Raw genomic sequence first — 17,168 nt, 5'->3', positions numbered from 1 at the left:
GAGCGGGCTTGAGCGCTCCCTCGCAGATCCCGTCATCCTGGAATCAAACGTTCTGCCGCTCGCCCTTCGGATCGAAGAACACCGAAGACACGATCTCGGCCTCGATCACGCTGCCGTCGGCCTGGGGCGAATACACCCGCTCACCCAGGCGCTTGAGGCCGCCCTTGACCACGCCCATGGCGAACGAATAGCCCAGGGAGTTGGCCGCGTAGCTGGAGGTGACATGACCAACCATGTCCATCGGGATCGGTTGCTTGGGATCGAACACCAGCTGGGCGCCTTCCGGCAGCCACACGTTCGGGTCCACAGGCTTGAGGCCCACCAGCTGCTTGCGGTTCTCGCGCACGGTATCTTCACGGTTCATGCCGCGCAGGCCGATCCACGAGAAGGCCTTGTTGCGACCCACGCACCAGCTCATGTTGAGGTCGTCCGGGGTCATCGAGCCGTCGGTGTCCTGGCCGACGATGATGAAGCCCTTCTCGGCACGCAGCACGTGCATGGTCTCGGTGCCGTACGGGGTCAGGTTGTACTTCTTGCCCGCCTCGACAATCTGCTCCAGCACGCCCATGGCGTAGTTGGCCTGGACGTTGATCTCGTACGACAGCTCGCCGGTGAACGAGATGCGGAACACCCGTGCCGGCACGCCGCCAACCAGGCCTTCCTTCCAGCTCATGAACGGGAAGCCTTCCTTGTCCAGGTCGATGTCGCTGACCTCGGCCAGCAGCTTGCGGCTGTTGGGGCCGGACAGGGTCATGGTCGCCCAGTGGTCGGTGACCGAGGTGAAGTACACTTTCATCTCTGGCCATTCGGTCTGGTGGTAAAGCTCCAGCCACTGCAGCACACGGGCGGCGCCGCCGGTGGTGGTGGTCATGATGAAGTGGTTGTCGCCGACGCAGGCGGTCACGCCGTCGTCGAAGACCATGCCGTCTTCCTTGCACATCAGGCCGTAGCGGGCCTTGCCCACGTCGAGCTTGGTCCAGGCGTTGGTGTAGATGCGGTTGAGGAATTCGCGCGCGTCCGGGCCCTGGATGTCGATCTTGCCCAGGGTCGAGGCGTCCAGCAGGCCGACGCTGTCACGCACAGCCTTGCATTCGCGGGCCACGGCGGTGTGGATATCTTCGCCGGGCTTGGGGAAGTACCACGGGCGCTTCCACTGGCCGACGTCCTCGAACTCGGCCCCGTTCTTGATGTGCCAGGCATGCAGGGCGGTGAAGCGCACCGGCTCGAACAGGTGGCCGCAGTGCCGGCCCGCCACCGCGCCGAAGGTCACCGGCGTGTAGTTGGGGCGGAACATGGTGGTGCCCATTTCCGGGATGCCGATTCCGAGCGAGCGGGCGGCGATGGCCAGGCCGTTGATGTTGCCCAGCTTGCCCTGGTCGGTGCCGAAGCCCAGGGCGGTGTAGCGCTTGACGTGCTCGACCGACTCGAAGCCTTCGCGGGTGGCCAGCTCGATGGCGGCGGCGGTGACATCGTTCTGCTGGTCGACGAACTGCTTCGGCGCACGGGCGGTGCCCTTGTCGTGGGGCACCTGGAATAGTGCCACGGTGGCTTCTTCCTTGCGCGCCAGGGTTTTCGGTAGGGTGCCGACGCTGGCCTTGAAGCCGGCCTCGGTGGCGGCGCGAACACCGCCCTCGAAGCCGTCAGCGATCACATCGCCCAGGGCATAGACGCCGTTCACGCCTCCGACGCACACGCGCTTCTGCGGTGCATCGCCCGGGACGAAGCCGAGGATGTCTTCACGCCAGACCGGGCGACCGCCCAGGTGCGAGGCCAGGTGGACCACTGGGCTGTAACCGCCGGAAGTCGCGATCAGGTCGCACTCGAGGGTTTCACCCGGGCTGGTAACCTTGTGCGCCTGCACATCGATGGCGGCCACGCGGGCGCCAGTGACGTGCTTGCTGCCCTTGGCCTCGATCACGGCGCTGGAGGTGAGGATACGGATACCTTTGGCGCGAGCCTCTTCGACCAGCGAACCGCGTGGGTTGTGGCGGGCATCGGCAATGGCGACCACCTGCAGACCCGCTTCGTGCCAGTCCAAAGCGCAGCGGTAGGCGTGGTCGTTGTTGGTCGACAGCACCAGCTTGCGGCCCGGCGCCACGCCATAGCGGCGCACGTAGGTGGACACGGCACCCGCCAGCATGTTGCCCGGCAGGTCGTTGTTGCCGTACACCAGCGGGCGCTCATGGGCGCCAGCAGCCAGGACCACACGGTTGGCGCGCACACGGTGCACGCGTTGGCGTACCTGGCCGATGGGCGCACGGTCGCCGAGGTGGTCGGTCAGACGCTCGTGGATGGTCAGGAAGTTGTGGTCGTGATAGCCGTTGACCGTGCTGCGTGGCAGCAGGGTGACTTCCGGCAGCGACTCCAGCTCGGCAACGACGGCATTGACCCAGTCGACGGCTGGTTTGCCATCAAGGGTTTCGCGGCTGTCGAGCAAGGTGCCGCCGAACTCCTCCTGCTCGTCCGCCAGGATCACCCGGGCGCCGCTGCGCGCGGCAGCCAGCGCAGCGGCCAGGCCAGCAGGGCCGGCGCCGACGATCAGCACGTCGCAGTGCTGGTTCATGTAGTCGTAGCTGTCCGGATCGTTCTGCAGCGGCGCACGGCCCAGGCCCGCCGCCTTGCGGATGTACTTCTCGTAGGTCATCCAGAACGACTTGGGGTACATGAAGGTCTTGTAGTAGAACCCGGGCGGCATCATGTTGCCGCCGACCTTGCCGATGATGCCCATCATGTCGTTGTTGACGTTTGGCCAGCCGTTGGTGCTGGTGGCCACCAGGCCGGCATACAGGGCCTGCTGGGTGGCGCGCACGTTGGGGATCTGGGTGGCTTCGCTGGAGCCGATCTGCAGGATCGCGTTCGGCTCCTCGGTACCGGCGGCGATGATCCCGCGCGGGCGCGAGTACTTGAAGCTGCGCCCGACGATGTCGACGCCGTTGGCCAGCAGCGCGGCGGCCAGGGTGTCGCCGGCATAGCCCTGGTAGGTCTTGCCGTTGAAGCTGAAGTTCAGCACCTTGCTGCGGTCGATACGGCCGCCGCTGGCGAGGCGATAGGTCTGGCTCATACTTTTTCCCCTTGGCCCTTGGCGGTCGCTGGCGCGGTGCTCTGTTTCGAGGCGGCGGTAACCTGCGGCTTCTCGCCGATCTTGTAGGTTTCCAGGATCTCGTAGGTCACGGTGTCGCGGGTGACGTTGAAGTACTGGCGGCAGCCCGCGACGTGGTCCCACAGTTCATGGTGGATGCCACGCGGGTTGTCGCGGAAGAACATGTAGGTGCCCCACTCCTCGTCGGAGCAGGCGTTGGGGTCCAGTGGGCGGGCGATGTGCGCCTGGCCTGATGCGTGGAATTCTTCCTCGGAGCGCAGCTCGCCGCAGTGGGGACAGAAGATTTGCAACATGACGGTTGTCTCCGGGTCAGTGGGCGACGGCAGCGGCGCCGTGTTCGTCGATCAGCGCGCCGTTGTAGAAACGGTCGATGGAGAAAGGCGCGGCCAGCGGGTGCATCTCGCCCTTGGCCAGGCTCGCGGCGAACACGTTGCCCGAGCCCGGGGTGGCCTTGAAGCCGCCGGTGCCCCAGCCGCAGTTGAAGAACATGTTCTTCACCGGGGTCTTGGAGATGATCGGGCAGGCGTCCGGCGTGGTGTCGACGATGCCGCCCCACTGGCGGTTCATGCGCACCCGGGAGAGGATCGGGAACATCTCGACGATCGCCTGCAGGGTGTGCTCGATGATTGGGTAGGAGCCGCGCTGGCCGTAGCCGACCCAGCCGTCGATACCGGCGCCGATCACCAGGTCGCCCTTGTCGGACTGGCTGATATAGCCGTGCACGGCGTTGGACATGATCACGCTGTCGATGATCGGTTTGATCGGCTCCGATACCAGTGCCTGCAGCGGGTGCGACTCCAGCGGCAGGCGGAAACCGGCCAGCTTGGCCATGTGCCCGGAGTTACCAGCGGTGACCACGCCGACGCGCTTGGCGCCGATGAAGCCCTTGTTGGTTTCGACACCGATCACGGCGCCATTCTCTTTACGGAAGCCAATCACCTCGGTCTGCTGGATCAGGTCCACGCCCAGGGCGTCGGCGGCACGGGCGAAGCCCCAGGCCACGGCATCGTGACGGGCCACGCCGCCACGGCGCTGTACGGTGGCACCGAGGATCGGGTAGCGGGTGTTCTTCGAGCAGTCCAGGTACGGGATCTCGGCCGCCACCTGCTCGGTGCGGATCAGCTCGCCGTCCACGCCATTGAGGCGGTTGGCGTTGACCCGACGCTCGGAGTCGCGGATGTCCTGCAGGGTGTGGCACAGGTTGTAGACGCCGCGCTGGGAGAACATCACGTTGTAGTTGATGTCCTGCGACAGCCCCTCCCACAGTTTCATGGCGTGTTCATACAGGTGCGCCGACTCGTCCCACAGGTAGTTGGAACGCACGATGGTGGTGTTGCGGGCGGTGTTGCCGCCGCCCAGGTAGCCCTTCTCGACCACCGCCACGTTGGTGATGCCGTGTTCCTTGGCCAGGTAGTAGGCAGTCGCCAGGCCATGGCCGCCACCGCCAACGATGACCACGTCGTAGACATTCTTCGGCGTCGGCGTGCGCCACATGCGCTGCCAGTTCTCGTGGTGGCTGAGGGAGTGCTTGAAGAGGCCGAAGCCTGAATAACGTTGCATGGTGTTCTGCTCCACTCAGCGGTAGACCGGGAAGTCGGCGCACAGGGCGGCGACGTTCTTGGCCACATCGGCCTCGACATCGGCGTCGCCCAGGTTGTCCAGCACATCGCAGATCCAGCCGGCCAGCGCCACGCACTGGGCGACCTTGAAGCCGCGGGTGGTGACGGCCGGGGTGCCGATGCGCAGGCCCGAGGTGACAAACGGCGACTGCGGGTCGTTGGGCACGGCGTTCTTGTTGACGGTGATATGAGCGCGGCCAAGGGCGGCGTCGGCGTCCTTGCCGGTCAGGCCCTGACGAATCAGGCTGACCAGGAACAGGTGGTTGTCGGTGCCGCCGGAGACCACGTCGTAGCCGCGGTCGATGAACACCTGGGCCATGGCCTGAGCGTTTTCGATGACCTGTTTCTGGTAGCTCTTGAACTCAGGCTCCAGCGCTTCCTTGAAGCACACCGCCTTGGCGGCGATCACGTGCATCAGCGGGCCACCCTGGGCGCCGGGGAACACGGCGGCGTTGAGCTTCTTCTCGATCTCTTCGTTGCTCTTGGCCAGGATCAGGCCACCACGCGGGCCGCGCAGGGTCTTGTGGGTGGTGGTGGTGACGACATCGGCGAAGGGGATCGGGTTCGGGTACAGGCCGGCGGCGACCAGGCCCGCGACGTGGGCCATGTCGACGAACAGCAGCGCCCCGACTTTGTCGGCGATCTGGCGGAAACGTGGGAAATCGAGGGTCTTCGAGTAGGCCGAGAAACCGGCGACGATCATCTTCGGCTTGTGCTCGACGGCCAGGCGCTCGACTTCGTCGTAGTCGATCAGGCCGGTGGTGGTGTCGATGCCGTACTGCACGGCGTTGTACAGCTTGCCCGAGGACGACACCTTGGCACCGTGGGTCAGGTGGCCGCCATGGGCCAGGCTCATGCCCAGGATGGTATCGCCGGCTTGCAGCAGAGCCAGGTACACGGCGCCGTTGGCCGAGGAGCCGGAGTGCGGCTGGACGTTGGCGTAGTCGGCGCCGAACAGCTGCTTGGCGCGCTCGATGGCCAGCGCCTCGACCTTGTCGACGTGCTCGCAGCCGCCGTAGTAGCGCTTGCCCGGGTAGCCCTCGGCGTACTTGTTGGTCAGGCCGCTGCCCTGGGCCTGCATCACGCGCTTGCTGGTGTAGTTCTCCGAGGCGATCAGCTCGATGTGATCTTCCTGGCGCTGTTCCTCGGCATTCATCGCCGCCAGCAGTGCGTCGTCATAACCCTGGATCTGGTCTTGCTTGCTGAACATCGTGTATCTCCCGGCAGCGATCGTTTCTTGTCTGGTGAGGGTTTTCCCACCCTTTGCAGCGATGGTATGGCCGGGCACCGGGGCACAGATGCCTGCGCGCGCCTTGCAATGGCGCGTTTACGACATTGTTCAAGGCGCTGAGGAAAGTTGCGTGGGAGCGGCGGTGCGCCGCTTCTCCCAAGAGACCGCATCCGGCTCAAACAGCCTGTATAGGCAACCGCCAAATCGATGGTTTAGAGTGCGTTCCTGCGTCGTACAAAAGGACAGGCGTCATGATCGACAACAACCAACAATTCGCCAGCGACAACTACTCCGGCATCTGCCCCGAAGCCTGGGCCGCGATGGAAAAGGCCAACCAGGGCCACGAACGCGCCTATGGCGACGACCAGTGGACCGAACGCGCCTCGGAATACTTCCGCAAGCTGTTCGAGACCGACTGCGAGGTGTTCTTCGCCTTCAACGGCACCGCCGCCAACTCCCTGGCCCTGGCCTCGCTGTGCCAGAGCTACCACAGCGTTATCTGCTCCGAGACCGCCCACGTCGAGACCGACGAATGCGGCGCGCCGGAGTTCTTCTCCAACGGCTCCAAGCTGCTGACCGCCGCCAGCGTCAACGGCAAGCTGACGCCCCAGTCGATCCGCGAAGTGGCGCTCAAGCGCCAGGACATCCACTACCCCAAGCCCCGCGTGGTGACCATCACCCAGGCCACCGAAGTGGGCACGGTGTATCGCCCCGACGAGCTCAAGGCGATCAGCGCCACCTGCAAGGAACTGGGCCTGAACCTGCACATGGACGGCGCACGGTTCACCAATGCCTGCGCGTTCCTCGGCTGTTCGCCGGCCGAACTGACCTGGAAGGCCGGGGTCGATGTGCTGTGCTTCGGCGGCACCAAGAACGGCATGGCGGTGGGCGAGGCGATCCTGTTCTTCAACCGCGCCCTGGCCGAGGACTTCGACTACCGCTGCAAGCAGGCCGGGCAGTTGGCATCGAAGATGCGTTTCCTGTCGGCGCCATGGGTTGGTCTGCTAGAAGACGGCGCGTGGATGCGTCATGGCAAGCATGCCAACCACTGCGCGCAGCTGCTGGCATCGCTGGTGAGCGATTTGCCGGAGGTGGAGCTGATGTTCCCGGTGGAGGCCAACGGCGTGTTCCTGCAGATGCCGGAGCATGCGCTGGAAGTGCTGCGCAACAAGGGGTGGCGGTTCTATACCTTCATTGGCAGCGGTGGGGCGCGGTTCATGTGTTCGTGGGATACCCAGGAAGCCCGGGTGCGTGAACTGGCGGCGGACATCCGCGCCATCTTTGCTGCCTGATATATCGTCATCACGGGGCAAGCCCGCTCCCACGAGCATTCCAAGCCTCTTGTGGGAGCGGGCTTGCCCCGCGATCAGCTAGAGGCGGAACCCACCCATCTGCCGCGCCAGGTCATCGGCCAGCCCACGCAACGCCTGGCACTCCTCGCGACACCCTTGCACTTCGCTGGCCGTCTGCCGCGCCAGGTCGGAAATCCCCTGCACCGTCCGGTTGATCTCCTCGGTCACCGCCGACTGTTCCTCGGTGGCGGTGGCCACCTGCTCGTTCATGCCGCTGATGCGCTCGACCTGATCGGTGATCGCACCGAGCGAGGTGCCGGTGCGCTGGCTTGACTCGACGCCGTTGCCGGTCGCCTGCTGCCCCGCCTGCATCGACGCCACGGCGGTGCCCGCGCCCTGCTTGAGGCGGTGGATCATCTGCTGCACCTCGTCGGTGGATACCTGGGTCCGCCGCGCCAGGGTCCGCACCTCATCGGCCACCACGGCGAACCCCCGGCCCATCTCGCCGGCCCGTGCCGCTTCGATGGCGGCGTTGAGCGCCAGCAGGTTGGTCTGCTCGGAAATGCTGCGGATCACCGCCAGCACTTCGTCGATCGAGGCGACTTCGTCGGCCAGCTGCGTCACCGCCTCGGCGGCGCGGCCGATCTCCCCGGACATGCCTTCGATGTTGTGGATGGAACGGCGCACCACCTCCCGCGCCTGCAGCGCCTCGTCACGCGCCGACTGCGAGGCATGGGCGGCGGAGCCGGCATTCTGGGCGATGTCCTGCACGGTCAGGCCCATCTCGTGCACGGCGGTGGCGACCATCTCGGTCATTTCCTGCTGGCGGCCCGAGCGCTCTGCGGTGTTGTCCACCACCAGGGTCACCTGCTCCACCGACCGGTGCAGGCGTTCGGTCGTACGCAGCACCTCGCCGATCAGGTCGCGCTGGCTGTCGAGGAAGCGGTTGAAGCCACGGGCCAGGTCGCCCAGTTCGTCCTGGCGCGAGTCGTCCAGGCGATGGCTGAGGTCTCCCGCGCCACCGCCGATCTGCACCAATGCGGCAGTGACCTGGCGAATGGGCCGCACCAAACCGCGTGCCAACAGTACCACCAGCAACAGCGAAAGCAGCGCCACGCCGCCGCCGATCAGGCAGGTCTGCCAGATGGCCTGGCGGGCCTGGGCGTAGATCTCGGCTTCCGGCACCTCGGCTACCAGGGTCCAGTTCAGGTCTCGCAGGGGCAAGCCGAGGGCCAGGTAATCCTTGCCATCACGCTGGAAACGGCTGCTGCGCAGACCTTCACCGCCCACCAGCACGGCCTTGGCCGCCTCGACGTCCAGCTGCTCGGCAAGCTGGCGCTTGCCGCTGAACTGCTGGTCGGGATGGACCTGGATCAAGCCGTCATTGCGCACCAGGAACACTTTGCCGTGCTCGCCGAAACTGAAGTCGTGGATCAGCTTCGACAGCTCGGTCATGCGCAGGCCCATGCCGGCCACGCCGACCAGCTGGCCGTCCTTCTCGACCCGATAGTCGATGAACAGCGCCAGCTCGCCGGTGGAGCCGTCGATATCGATATTGATGAAGCGTTCGGCACCACTGTCGATGTAGCCGTAGAACCACTTGTCCTTGGGATTGGCGCGGCTGAGCGTGCGATCCAGCCCCTTCTCGTTGTAGTAGTGGCCGGTGACAGTCGAGGCGAACAGAGTGGTGAAGGCGTGGTTGCGCTGCTTGGCCGCCTCCAGGTATTCGATGAAGCGCGGCAGCTCGGCCGGGGCCTCACCGGCGGCCAGCCAGTCGCGCAGGAGCGTGTTGCCGGCAATGTCCGCCGCCGCCACCAGCGGCTGACCGAGCATGCGCTCGATATCGTTGCGAATGGCTTCGACGCTGGCCGGCAACGCCGTGTCCACCAGGTAGCGCTCGGTCAGGCGGTTGAGCGCCATCGTATAGATCGCCACCACCACCAGGATGCTCGCCAGCAGGGCGGCGCCCATGCTTGCGATCAGTTGCCACTGGATACTCCGCCGCCAGATGCGCATGTTCCACTCCCCGATAATTATTGTTTTTCGGGAAGTGTATACACTTAAGTATCCAGTTGTTCCAGTGATCCGCGACACAACGGCCGCCCTAGTCGCGGGGCAAGCCTGCTACCAGTCGCCGCGCGATGGCGTCAGTCAGACGTCGGAGACGGCCTTGCTGATGGCATCGACCGTGGCGTCGATCTGCGCCTGGGTGCGCTCGAGGGTGCGGTCGTGCTCGCGCTGCAGTTCGATCTGCTTGGAGCACAAATTCAGGGCGGCCAGCACCAGCAGCTTGTCGCCGATCAGGGTCGGATAGTTGCGCTTGGTTTCGGCCAGGGCGACGTTGAGCATGCGCACGGCCTGGGAGAGGGTTTCTTCCTGGCCTTCGGGCGCCTTGAGCGAGTAGTCGTTACCCAGGATCGACACGACATTGACCGGCTGCGCTTGCAGTCTCATGCGTTCACGACACCCGCGCTGGCGCGCTCGACCAGGGCCTGGATGCGCGCGGCGGTGGCGCCGTGCTTCTCTTCCTGCTCCATCAGCGACAACTGCAGGCTGTCATTCTCTTCCTTGGCCTGGGCCAGTTCCTGGCCGAGGCTGGCGTTTTGCTCGGCCAGTTGCGCGTTCTTGTGCATCAGGTCGCTGACCAGTTGCTCGAGTTGATTCAGGGAAGTTTCCAACATGCGTCTATCTCGGTTGTTGCAAAGGGCGCACACGATAAGGAAAAACTGCCGCCCCCGCCATTAAATATCGGATTCAAAAGGTGTTTGCCGGGTTCAGGTTGACCCAGGATCGGCTCCCTTGTTCCGACCTGGATCAACCGCTGGTCAGGAAAATAGTTAGCTGCCTCACAATTTTTGCCTGACGGACTCAAGACTGGCCGGTCACGACCGATAGGCAGGCAGGTCCTCTTCCGTCGCATGGATCGCGGCACCTCTTCTGCCTTGGGAACTGCCTCCATGTCCTTACGCAATATGAATATCGCGCCGCGCGCGCTGCTCGGGTTCGCCGTGATCGGCCTGCTTATGCTGGGCCTCGGCGTGTTCTCGCTGATCCAGATGGGCAACATCCGCCAGGCCGGCGTGACCATCGAGGAGATCAGCGTGCCCAGCATCAAGACCCTCGACGAGCTGACCGCGCTCAACCTGCGCCTGCGCACCCTGTCCTACCGCCTGCTGCTCAACCGCGAACCGGCCACCCAACAGGACACCCTGCGCCTGCTGGACGAGCGCAACGCACAGATCGACAAGGCCCGCCGCGCCTACGAGCCGCTGGTGACCGCCGCCGACGAGAAGGCCGCCTTCGACCAGTACGGCCTGCTGCTCAACCAGTACCGCCAGCTCGAGGCGCGCATGCGCACGCTGAGCCAGGCCGGCGATCTGGACGCCCTGCGCGACCTGCTCAACCGCGACCTGCTGGACAACTCCGAACAGATCAACAAGATCATGGACACCCTGGTGCGCATCAACACTGACCAGACCAGCGCCACCAATGCCCAGGCCGCCGACCAGTACAGCGGCGCCTTCGCCCTGGTGATCAGCCTGCTGGTGGCCGCCACGGTGCTGACCCTGCTGTTCGCCTTCCTGCTTACCCGCAGTATCGTCAAGCCCATCGACGAAGCGCTGCAGGCCGCCGAGCAGATCGCCGAGGGCGACCTGACCCACAGCATTCACGCCGAAGGCACCGACGAGGCGGCGCGGCTGCTCAAGGCCATGGCCAAGATGCAGGACAAGCTGCGCGACACCCTGCAGCTGATCGCCGGCTCCGCCACCCAGCTGGCCTCCGCCGCCGAGGAGCTGAACAGCGTCACCGACGAAAGCGCCCGTGGCCTGCAGCAGCAGAACAACGAGATCGAGCAGGCCGCCACTGCCGTCACCGAGATGACCAGCGCGGTCGAGGAAGTGGCGCGCAACGCGGTAAGCACCTCCGAGGCCTCCAGCGAAGCCAGCCGTTCGGCAGGCGATGGCCGCGACCTGGTGATGGAGACCGTGGGCGCCATCGAACGCATGAGCGGCGACGTACAGTCCACCGCCAAGCTGATCACCCACCTGGCCGAGCAGTCCCGCGATATCGGCAAGGTGCTCGACGTGATCCGCGGCCTGGCCGACCAGACCAACCTGCTGGCGCTCAACGCCGCCATCGAGGCCGCCCGCGCCGGCGAGGCCGGTCGTGGCTTCGCCGTGGTCGCCGACGAGGTGCGCGCACTGGCGCATCGCACCCAGCAGTCCACCAGCGAGATCGAGCGGATGATCGGCAGCATCCAGGGCGGCACCGAGCAGGCCGTGGACTCGATGCGCACCAGCACCGAGCGCGCCGAGTCAACCCTGAACATCGCCCGTGGCGCGGGCCTGGCGCTGGACTCCATCGCCGGTGCAGTGGCGCAGATCAACGAGCGCAACCTGGTGATTGCCAGTGCGGCGGAAGAACAGGCTCAGGTCGCCCGCGAGGTGGACCGCAACCTGGTGAACATCAACGACCTGTCGGTGCAGAGCGCTACCGGGGCACATCAGACCAGCGCGGCGAGTGCCGAGCTGTCGCGCCTGGCGGTTGACTTGAACGGCCTGGTGGCTCGATTCCGTACCTGACCTTTGCAGCCATCGGGGAGCAAGTCCGCGATTAGCCAACCTTAAACCAACGGCATCAGGCAGAGTTCCTGATGCCACTTCTGGCCTCAGTCGGTGAAACAGGTACGTCGTCAAGCGTGAACACCCGAACGTTGGGCATTTCATCGGTTGTCGACGGCGTACTTGTTTCTCTGCGCAGGCCCAGCACTGCCCTTACATTGGTGCTGACACTTTCCTTGACATGCTGCCAGAGCTCCGCTCGGTTCTCCCAGACCGCCTTGGCAATCCGAGTTCCTGCCCCCGCTGCCAGCAGAGCGGTCCCGGCATTGGCAACATAGGTTGCCGCCCCCACCCCGGCCAACCCCAACCCTGCTGCCACCACACTGGTGGCGGAACCAGCCAGGGCAACCCGTGTGGCGTTCACCGCCAACGCCCCCTTGGGCTCTGGCCCCAACAACAACGCCAGCGGCGAGGCGGTATGCAATGCGATGGTCCCGGAGCGCTGAATGATCTGCGAGACCAAGGCAGAGTATCCGCCAGTCGGGTCAAGCCGGTTCACCGGATCTCCCGCACAATACATGTACGCGTTGATGCCGCCCTTGTCGAACGGACTCAACGTGTCAGGTTCTTGGAACCGCATCAAGGCAGGACTGTACCGACGGTGCCCATTGCCTAATGGATAGCGATCCATCCGGGCGTCCCGAGGCTGTCCACAGAAACCTGTCATCGGGCTGATCGGTGACGTTAACGCCCCATAGGCGGTAAAGCCCCGATCGGAAAAACCAATGCCGCCAAGGGGGGTGTTCTGCTTGTCGCAGGCAAACAAGTAGGTAGGCATTGTCCACAATCCTTCGCCGTGAATTCCATCCGAAGATTGGCAGCGATGCGGCGCTAGTGGAACTGGCAAAAATATCAGGCACCCCATGTAACCAGGGCCGCTTTGCGGCCCCTGCGAATGTAGATCAATACTCGATCCGCACATCCCCCTTCGGCACGCTGCAGCACGACAGGATGTAACCCTCGGCCTCATCCTCCTCGGTGATCCCGCCGTTGTGCTCCATCTCCACCTCGCCGCCGAGCTTGAGTACCTTGCAGGTGCCGCAGATCCCCATGCCGCAGGCCTTGGGGATCATCAGCCCGACCTTGGCGGCCGCCGCATGCACGGTCTCGCCAGGGGCCACGCGGATGCTCTTGTCGCTACCGACGAACTCCACCAGGTTGAGGTCGGCCACATCCACTTCCGGCGCATCGGCAGCCGCTTCGGCATGCTCCACCGCGTCGGCCTTCGCCTCAGGCGGCGTCGCACCGAACGATTCCTCGTGATAATTCTTCATGTCGAAGCCGACCGCCTCGAGCATGCGCTTGACCGCGTTCATGTAGGGCGTCGGCCCGCAGCAGAAGATCACGCGCTCCAGGTAGTCCGGGGCAATCAGTTCCATCAGCCGCTGGTTCAGGTAACCGCGGTAACCGGCCCAGGGCTCACCCAACCCATGCTTTTCGCAGATGATGTGCAGGCTGAAATTGGGGATGCGCGAGGCCATCTGCTCCAGCTCGCGATGATAGATGATGTCCTTCGGCGAGCGGGCGCTGTGCACGAACACCATGTCGACATTGGCGTTGGTGTCGTAGAACCAGCGGGCCATGGACATCACCGGGGTGATGCCGACGCCGCCGGACAGGTAAAGCGTCTTGCCCGCGGGGAAGTCGATGGCGTTGAACAACCCCACCGGCCCGTGCACCGGCAGTTCAGCGCCTTCATGCATGGTGTCGTGGAGGAAGTTGGACACCAGCCCACCCGGCACGCGCTTGACGGTGATGGAGAAGCTGTAGGGCACCGACGGCGAGCTGGAGATGGTGTACGAACGCATCACAGGCTTACCTTCGATCTCCAGTTCCAGGGTGACGAACTGCCCGGGCTTGAAGAAGAACATGATCGGCTGGTCGGCCATGAAGCAGAAGGTGCGCACGTCCCAGGTTTCCTGGATGACCTTGACGCAGCGCACGATGTGGCGGCCATTGGCCCAGGTCTGGGTGGTAACCGGATTGAGGAAGGTATCGGACATGTTCATCTCCAGCAGCCGACTGTCGGCCATTCTCATGGCTCCGATAATGCGCAAGCGCACCGCGCCGTACATTCCCATCCGCGACATCGGCGTGCTCATCGCGACCAGCCCCGCGCTACAAGGGTTGGCGCGTCGGAATTCGATGCGGCCATGTCGCCCGTGGATATGGTCATTTCCCGGCCCGGACGCACACTCCTCGGCAAAACAACAGGTTGTTTATCGCTAACAACAGCCTTGCGGCACTACAACAACGATTAGCCACTTCAGCCGGCCGCGCGCGGCCACGAGGACCACACGATGGACGTCACCGCAACCCTGAGCCTGGGCGATCCACTGGAACCTGCACGCAAGGCCACCGCCGAAATGCTGCAGACCCGCGAGCGCACCTACTCGCTGCCGCAGCCGTTCTACTGCGACGAGCGCTTGTTCCAGATCGACATGCAGGAGATCTTCCACAAGGAGTGGCTGATCGCCGGCATGGTTTGCGAGATCCCGACCAAGGGCAACTACATCACCCTGCAGATCGGCAAGAACCCGATCATCGTGATACGCGGCGCCGAAGGTAAGGTGCATGCCTTCCACAACGTCTGCCGCCACCGCGGCTCGCGCCTGTGCGTCAGCGACAAAGGCAAGGTGGCCAAGCTGGTCTGCCACTACCACCAGTGGACCTATGAGCTCGATGGCCGCCTGCTGTTCGCCGGCACCGAGATGGGCGCCGACTTCGACATGAACCAGTACGGCCTCAAACCGGTGAACGTGAAGGTGGCCGGTGGCTACATCTTCATCAGCCTGGCCGAGAACCCGCCAGCCATCGACGAGTTCCTCGCCACCCTCGACCACTACATGGAACCGTACGACATGGAGAACACCAAGGTGGCGGTGCAGACCACCTTGATGGAGAAGGCCAACTGGAAACTGGTGCTGGAGAACAACCGCGAGTGCTACCACTGCAGTGGCTCACACCCCGAATTGCTGAAGACCCTGCTGGAATGGGACGACACCAACGACCCGCGCGCCAGCCAGGAATTCAAGGACCACGTGGCCGCCTCGGCCGCCGCCTGGGAAGCCGAGGGGATTCCGTACCTGCACAAGAGCCATGGCCTGCGTAACCGCATCGTGCGCATGCCACTGCTCAAGGGCACCGTGTCGATGACCATGGACGGCAAGCAGGCCTGCCAGAAGCTGATGGGCCGTATCAAGAATCCGGACCTAGGCTCAATGCGCATCCTGCACCTGCCGCATTCGTGGAACCACTGCATGGGCGACCATATGATCGTGTTCACCGTGTGGCCGATCAGCGCGCAGGAGACCATGGTCACCACCAAGTGGCTGGTGCACAAGGATGCGGTCGAGGGGGTTGATTACAACCCAGAGGAGATGCGCAAAGTATGGGATGCCACCAACGACCAGGATCGTCGGTTGGCGGAGGAGAACCAGCGGGGGATCAATTCTACCGCTTACCAGCCTGGCCCGTACTCCAAGACCTATGAGTTCGGGGTGGTGAACTTTATTGACTGGTACAGCCAACGCTTGCTTAACAATCTTGGTGCCGAGCCGGCGCCTTATCTAAAGGAAGTCATTTCTCAGTAACCCCAGGCCCTACGTGCTGCCTAGTACTGAACCAGCGGCAGGTAGGGCAATCCACCTTCATCATGCGAAGATGCGGCTATAGCCCTGTCATCACTGGGATGGGGTGTAACGACTGCCGCAAGTTCCTCTTGCCAGATCAAACATCGCCTTTTACAGCCTGTTCAGTAGATCATCATTTTGCTCGGCCTGCCTCAACATATCGGCCTCACGACGCACATCGACTCGCCTATTTTTTTGTACCGTTTTATAAATATCTACACTTGCGATGAGAATCTCGATACCTGTCGCACCCAGACTTAAAACTGCGGCAGCGCCTTTCAAATTGTCGGCGGCACTCATTAGTCGATCGTAACTATCCTGCTCTTTTGGCGTCGTAGGGCCTGGTAGATTGCTTATAAGCTCAGACATCGCTGACAACGCCACTGCAGCCCCCTTGAAAGCGTAGGAAACATACTCGCCAACTTTTCTCGGTTCATACCACCCCTCCTCTGAACCGGTGATATAGCGCTTTACAAGCTTCTGACCAACATAAATTCCTTCCATGAATATTTTTGCCGTCACGAGATTGTTCTTCGCGACGGTATAAAGCCATCGACCATTAGGATCGACATGATTTATGGGGTCGAGCGCGCAATAGGCATAAGCATTTATCCCCCCTTGGGAAAAAGGGCTTAATGCATCTGGAGAATGGAAGCGCATCAACCAGGGGTTATAGAAGCGGTGTCCGTTCCCGAGCGCATACGCCCCCAGGCCACGCTCACATAACTGACCTGTGAAACCCATCAGCGAAAAATATGCCTGCCTGTAGCCAAACGGCGTGTACCCACGACCCGAATTGAGATTCAAGGCACTCTTCTGCCTGTCAACTTCTAGAAGTACAGTAGCCTGTCTCATGGTGTGTCACCTGCCTGGGTAGACAAAATAATGCTCTTTTACTTGGCGAGGCGCTTCTGGATCATGGTGAACTGAAGAGCTAGAGGATTGACGAACCTGCACAGAAATTAGTGCGAGTGTGGGCGAAGTAGGCTGACTAGCTTGTGACTCTGACTCCGATGACGTCGCTGATGTTGACTGCGAAAGCTTGGCGCTTTCATTATTAACTGTTACAAGAGACTTCTCGACCTCATGCCTTTTCAGCTGTAATTGCACCATCGACTCCCGAAGGCTTTTCTCTGCGGAACTTGGCGCTCCACGCGACGGGCTACTCCTCAACAACCTTCCGCTTTTTTCAAGCTGTTCATCCAAGATACTTATTTCTTTTGTCAGTTCTTTAGCCAGGCTTGCCAATGAAGCCAGTTGGAATTCAGATAGTGATATTTTTCGAGCAGGTTTCCGCACCCTCCCAGAGTCATCTCGATAATTGACTGGATCACCCTGACAGTACGCATAAGCATTTACTCCACCTCGCCCAAATGGACTCACCTGGTCGGCAGAATAAAAACGCATCAGCATGGGGCTGTATACACGATAACCATTTCCAAGCAGATACCCCCCCAAACAGCCGTCTCGCACTACTCCATCAAAACCCGTCAAGGTACCAGCGACTATTACCGGAGACGCGCCATATACCGTATAAGCAATGAACCGAGATCCGTCTCTAAGCATGGCGGCCAGGGCACTGTACTGAAGATCCGTCTGCAACAATGATGATGAAACGCTCATAGTCGGTACCTCGACAGGTCGAAACAGCACGAATAACCCGTAGTTGCGC

At 62.9% G+C, this 17,168-nt stretch carries 15 protein-coding genes and 2 pseudogenes; 5 read left to right on the top strand and 12 right to left on the bottom strand.

From position 1 onward, the window contains the following. Positions 1-43: 43 nt before the first annotated feature. From CC207_RS13155 to CC207_RS13140, 4 genes are read right to left on the bottom strand one after another with little or no spacing between them, the layout of a single operon-like run. The gene (locus CC207_RS13155) at positions 44-3,061 is read right to left on the bottom strand and encodes a sarcosine oxidase subunit alpha (protein ID WP_088852228.1); all 3,018 of its coding nucleotides are present in this window, start codon (positions 3,059-3,061) and stop codon (positions 44-46) included. Continuing rightward, positions 3,058-3,393, bottom strand: coding sequence for a sarcosine oxidase subunit delta (locus CC207_RS13150; RefSeq protein WP_028688435.1), 336 nt, complete (start codon positions 3,391-3,393; stop codon positions 3,058-3,060). Before CC207_RS13150 ends, CC207_RS13155 begins: the two co-directional genes overlap by 4 nt. A 16-nt stretch (positions 3,394-3,409) precedes the next feature. Continuing rightward, on the bottom strand, positions 3,410-4,660 hold the full coding sequence (locus tag CC207_RS13145) for a sarcosine oxidase subunit beta family protein (RefSeq protein WP_088852227.1): 1,251 nt from the start codon (positions 4,658-4,660) through the stop codon (positions 3,410-3,412). A 15-nt stretch (positions 4,661-4,675) separates the two neighbouring features. Next, on the bottom strand, positions 4,676-5,929 hold the full coding sequence (locus CC207_RS13140) for a serine hydroxymethyltransferase (protein ID WP_028688436.1): 1,254 nt from the start codon (positions 5,927-5,929) through the stop codon (positions 4,676-4,678). Between the two features lie 272 nt (positions 5,930-6,201). On the opposite strand from CC207_RS13140, the gene CC207_RS13135 reads away from it, so the two are divergent. Continuing rightward, positions 6,202-7,242 carry a low specificity L-threonine aldolase gene (locus tag CC207_RS13135; RefSeq protein ID WP_028688437.1) on the top strand — a complete coding sequence of 347 codons (1,041 nt, stop codon included), beginning with the start codon at positions 6,202-6,204 and terminating at the stop codon, positions 7,240-7,242. Positions 7,243-7,320: 78 nt separating this feature from the next. Here CC207_RS13135 and CC207_RS28325 read toward each other — a convergent pair whose 3' ends face one another. The 4 genes and pseudogenes from CC207_RS28325 to CC207_RS13120 form a co-directional block, all read right to left on the bottom strand. Continuing rightward, complete coding sequence (locus tag CC207_RS28325) at positions 7,321-8,049, bottom strand: methyl-accepting chemotaxis protein (RefSeq protein WP_371349952.1); 729 nt, start codon at positions 8,047-8,049, stop codon at positions 7,321-7,323. 132 nt (positions 8,050-8,181) lie between these two features. Next, positions 8,182-9,162 (bottom strand): annotated as a pseudogene (locus CC207_RS28320) (cache domain-containing protein); the annotation flags it as partial. 231 nt (positions 9,163-9,393) lie between these two features. Then, a complete protein-coding gene (locus CC207_RS13125; RefSeq protein ID WP_028688439.1) occupies positions 9,394-9,696 on the bottom strand; it encodes a cell division protein ZapA in 303 nt (100 codons plus the stop codon). Next, on the bottom strand, positions 9,693-9,923 hold the full coding sequence (locus CC207_RS13120; protein ID WP_028688440.1) for a hypothetical protein: 231 nt from the start codon (positions 9,921-9,923) through the stop codon (positions 9,693-9,695). The genes CC207_RS13125 and CC207_RS13120 overlap by 4 nt, the downstream gene beginning before the upstream one ends. Before the next feature lie 237 nt (positions 9,924-10,160). Between CC207_RS13120 and CC207_RS28315 the strand changes: the two are divergent. Beyond that, positions 10,161-10,970: pseudogene (locus CC207_RS28315) on the top strand (MCP four helix bundle domain-containing protein); the annotation flags it as partial. Beyond that, a complete protein-coding gene (locus tag CC207_RS28310) occupies positions 10,953-11,825 on the top strand; it encodes a methyl-accepting chemotaxis protein (RefSeq protein WP_371916449.1) in 873 nt (290 codons plus the stop codon). The pseudogene CC207_RS28315 and the gene CC207_RS28310, both read left to right, overlap by 18 nt. Before the next feature lie 55 nt (positions 11,826-11,880). Here CC207_RS28310 and CC207_RS13110 read toward each other — a convergent pair whose 3' ends face one another. Both CC207_RS13110 and gbcB read right to left on the bottom strand, forming a co-directional pair. After that, positions 11,881-12,642 carry an RHS repeat-associated core domain-containing protein gene (locus CC207_RS13110; protein WP_143496111.1) on the bottom strand — a complete coding sequence of 254 codons (762 nt, stop codon included), beginning with the start codon at positions 12,640-12,642 and terminating at the stop codon, positions 11,881-11,883. Between the two features lie 124 nt (positions 12,643-12,766). Beyond that, complete coding sequence (gbcB, locus tag CC207_RS13105) at positions 12,767-13,867, bottom strand: glycine-betaine demethylase subunit GbcB (protein WP_028688442.1); 1,101 nt, start codon at positions 13,865-13,867, stop codon at positions 12,767-12,769. Here gbcB and CC207_RS13100 point away from each other — a divergent pair. Together CC207_RS13100 and gbcA are read left to right on the top strand one after the other, a co-directional pair. After that, complete coding sequence (locus CC207_RS13100; RefSeq protein ID WP_175406147.1) at positions 13,866-14,093, top strand: protein GbcA; 228 nt, start codon at positions 13,866-13,868, stop codon at positions 14,091-14,093. The two genes, gbcB and CC207_RS13100, sit on opposite strands and share 2 nt — an antisense overlap. Before the next feature lie 71 nt (positions 14,094-14,164). Beyond that, on the top strand, positions 14,165-15,457 hold the full coding sequence (gene gbcA, locus CC207_RS13095; protein ID WP_028688443.1) for a glycine-betaine demethylase subunit GbcA: 1,293 nt from the start codon (positions 14,165-14,167) through the stop codon (positions 15,455-15,457). A 150-nt stretch (positions 15,458-15,607) separates the two neighbouring features. On the opposite strand, the gene CC207_RS13090 is transcribed toward gbcA, so the two are convergent. Together CC207_RS13090 and CC207_RS13085 are read right to left on the bottom strand one after the other, a co-directional pair. Beyond that, positions 15,608-16,351: an RHS repeat-associated core domain-containing protein gene (locus tag CC207_RS13090; protein ID WP_088852223.1), complete on the bottom strand. Its 744-nt coding sequence runs from the start codon at positions 16,349-16,351 to the stop codon at positions 15,608-15,610. A gap of 6 nt (positions 16,352-16,357) precedes the next feature. Beyond that, the gene (locus CC207_RS13085) at positions 16,358-17,119 is read right to left on the bottom strand and encodes an RHS repeat-associated core domain-containing protein (protein ID WP_081791507.1); all 762 of its coding nucleotides are present in this window, start codon (positions 17,117-17,119) and stop codon (positions 16,358-16,360) included. Between the last annotated feature and the right edge of the window lie 49 nt (positions 17,120-17,168).

This window comes from Pseudomonas sp. DrBHI1 (assembly GCF_002205115.1).
Classification (GTDB): domain Bacteria; phylum Pseudomonadota; class Gammaproteobacteria; order Pseudomonadales; family Pseudomonadaceae; genus Aquipseudomonas; species Aquipseudomonas mosselii.
This window is presented reverse-complemented; position numbering and strand designations above follow the sequence as displayed.

Coding starts and splice junctions, on each gene's coding strand:
- CC207_RS13120 (WP_028688440.1), bottom strand. CDS start 9,923: ATGTTGGAAACTTCCCTGAATCAACTCGAGCAACTGGTCAGCGACCTG.
- CC207_RS13110 (WP_143496111.1), bottom strand. CDS start 12,642: ATGCCTACCTACTTGTTTGCCTGCGACAAGCAGAACACCCCCCTTGGC.
- CC207_RS13155 (WP_088852228.1), bottom strand. CDS start 3,061: ATGAGCCAGACCTATCGCCTCGCCAGCGGCGGCCGTATCGACCGCAGC.
- CC207_RS13100 (WP_175406147.1), top strand. CDS start 13,866: ATGTTCATCTCCAGCAGCCGACTGTCGGCCATTCTCATGGCTCCGATA.
- CC207_RS28310 (WP_371916449.1), top strand. CDS start 10,953: ATGGCCAAGATGCAGGACAAGCTGCGCGACACCCTGCAGCTGATCGCC.
- CC207_RS13135 (WP_028688437.1), top strand. CDS start 6,202: ATGATCGACAACAACCAACAATTCGCCAGCGACAACTACTCCGGCATC.
- CC207_RS13140 (WP_028688436.1), bottom strand. CDS start 5,929: ATGTTCAGCAAGCAAGACCAGATCCAGGGTTATGACGACGCACTGCTG.
- CC207_RS13125 (WP_028688439.1), bottom strand. CDS start 9,696: ATGAGACTGCAAGCGCAGCCGGTCAATGTCGTGTCGATCCTGGGTAAC.
- CC207_RS28325 (WP_371349952.1), bottom strand. CDS start 8,049: ATGGTCGCCACCGCCGTGCACGAGATGGGCCTGACCGTGCAGGACATC.
- gbcA (WP_028688443.1), top strand. CDS start 14,165: ATGGACGTCACCGCAACCCTGAGCCTGGGCGATCCACTGGAACCTGCA.
- CC207_RS13145 (WP_088852227.1), bottom strand. CDS start 4,660: ATGCAACGTTATTCAGGCTTCGGCCTCTTCAAGCACTCCCTCAGCCAC.
- gbcB (WP_028688442.1), bottom strand. CDS start 13,867: ATGTCCGATACCTTCCTCAATCCGGTTACCACCCAGACCTGGGCCAAT.
- CC207_RS13090 (WP_088852223.1), bottom strand. CDS start 16,351: ATGAGACAGGCTACTGTACTTCTAGAAGTTGACAGGCAGAAGAGTGCC.
- CC207_RS13150 (WP_028688435.1), bottom strand. CDS start 3,393: ATGTTGCAAATCTTCTGTCCCCACTGCGGCGAGCTGCGCTCCGAGGAA.
- CC207_RS13085 (WP_081791507.1), bottom strand. CDS start 17,119: ATGAGCGTTTCATCATCATTGTTGCAGACGGATCTTCAGTACAGTGCC.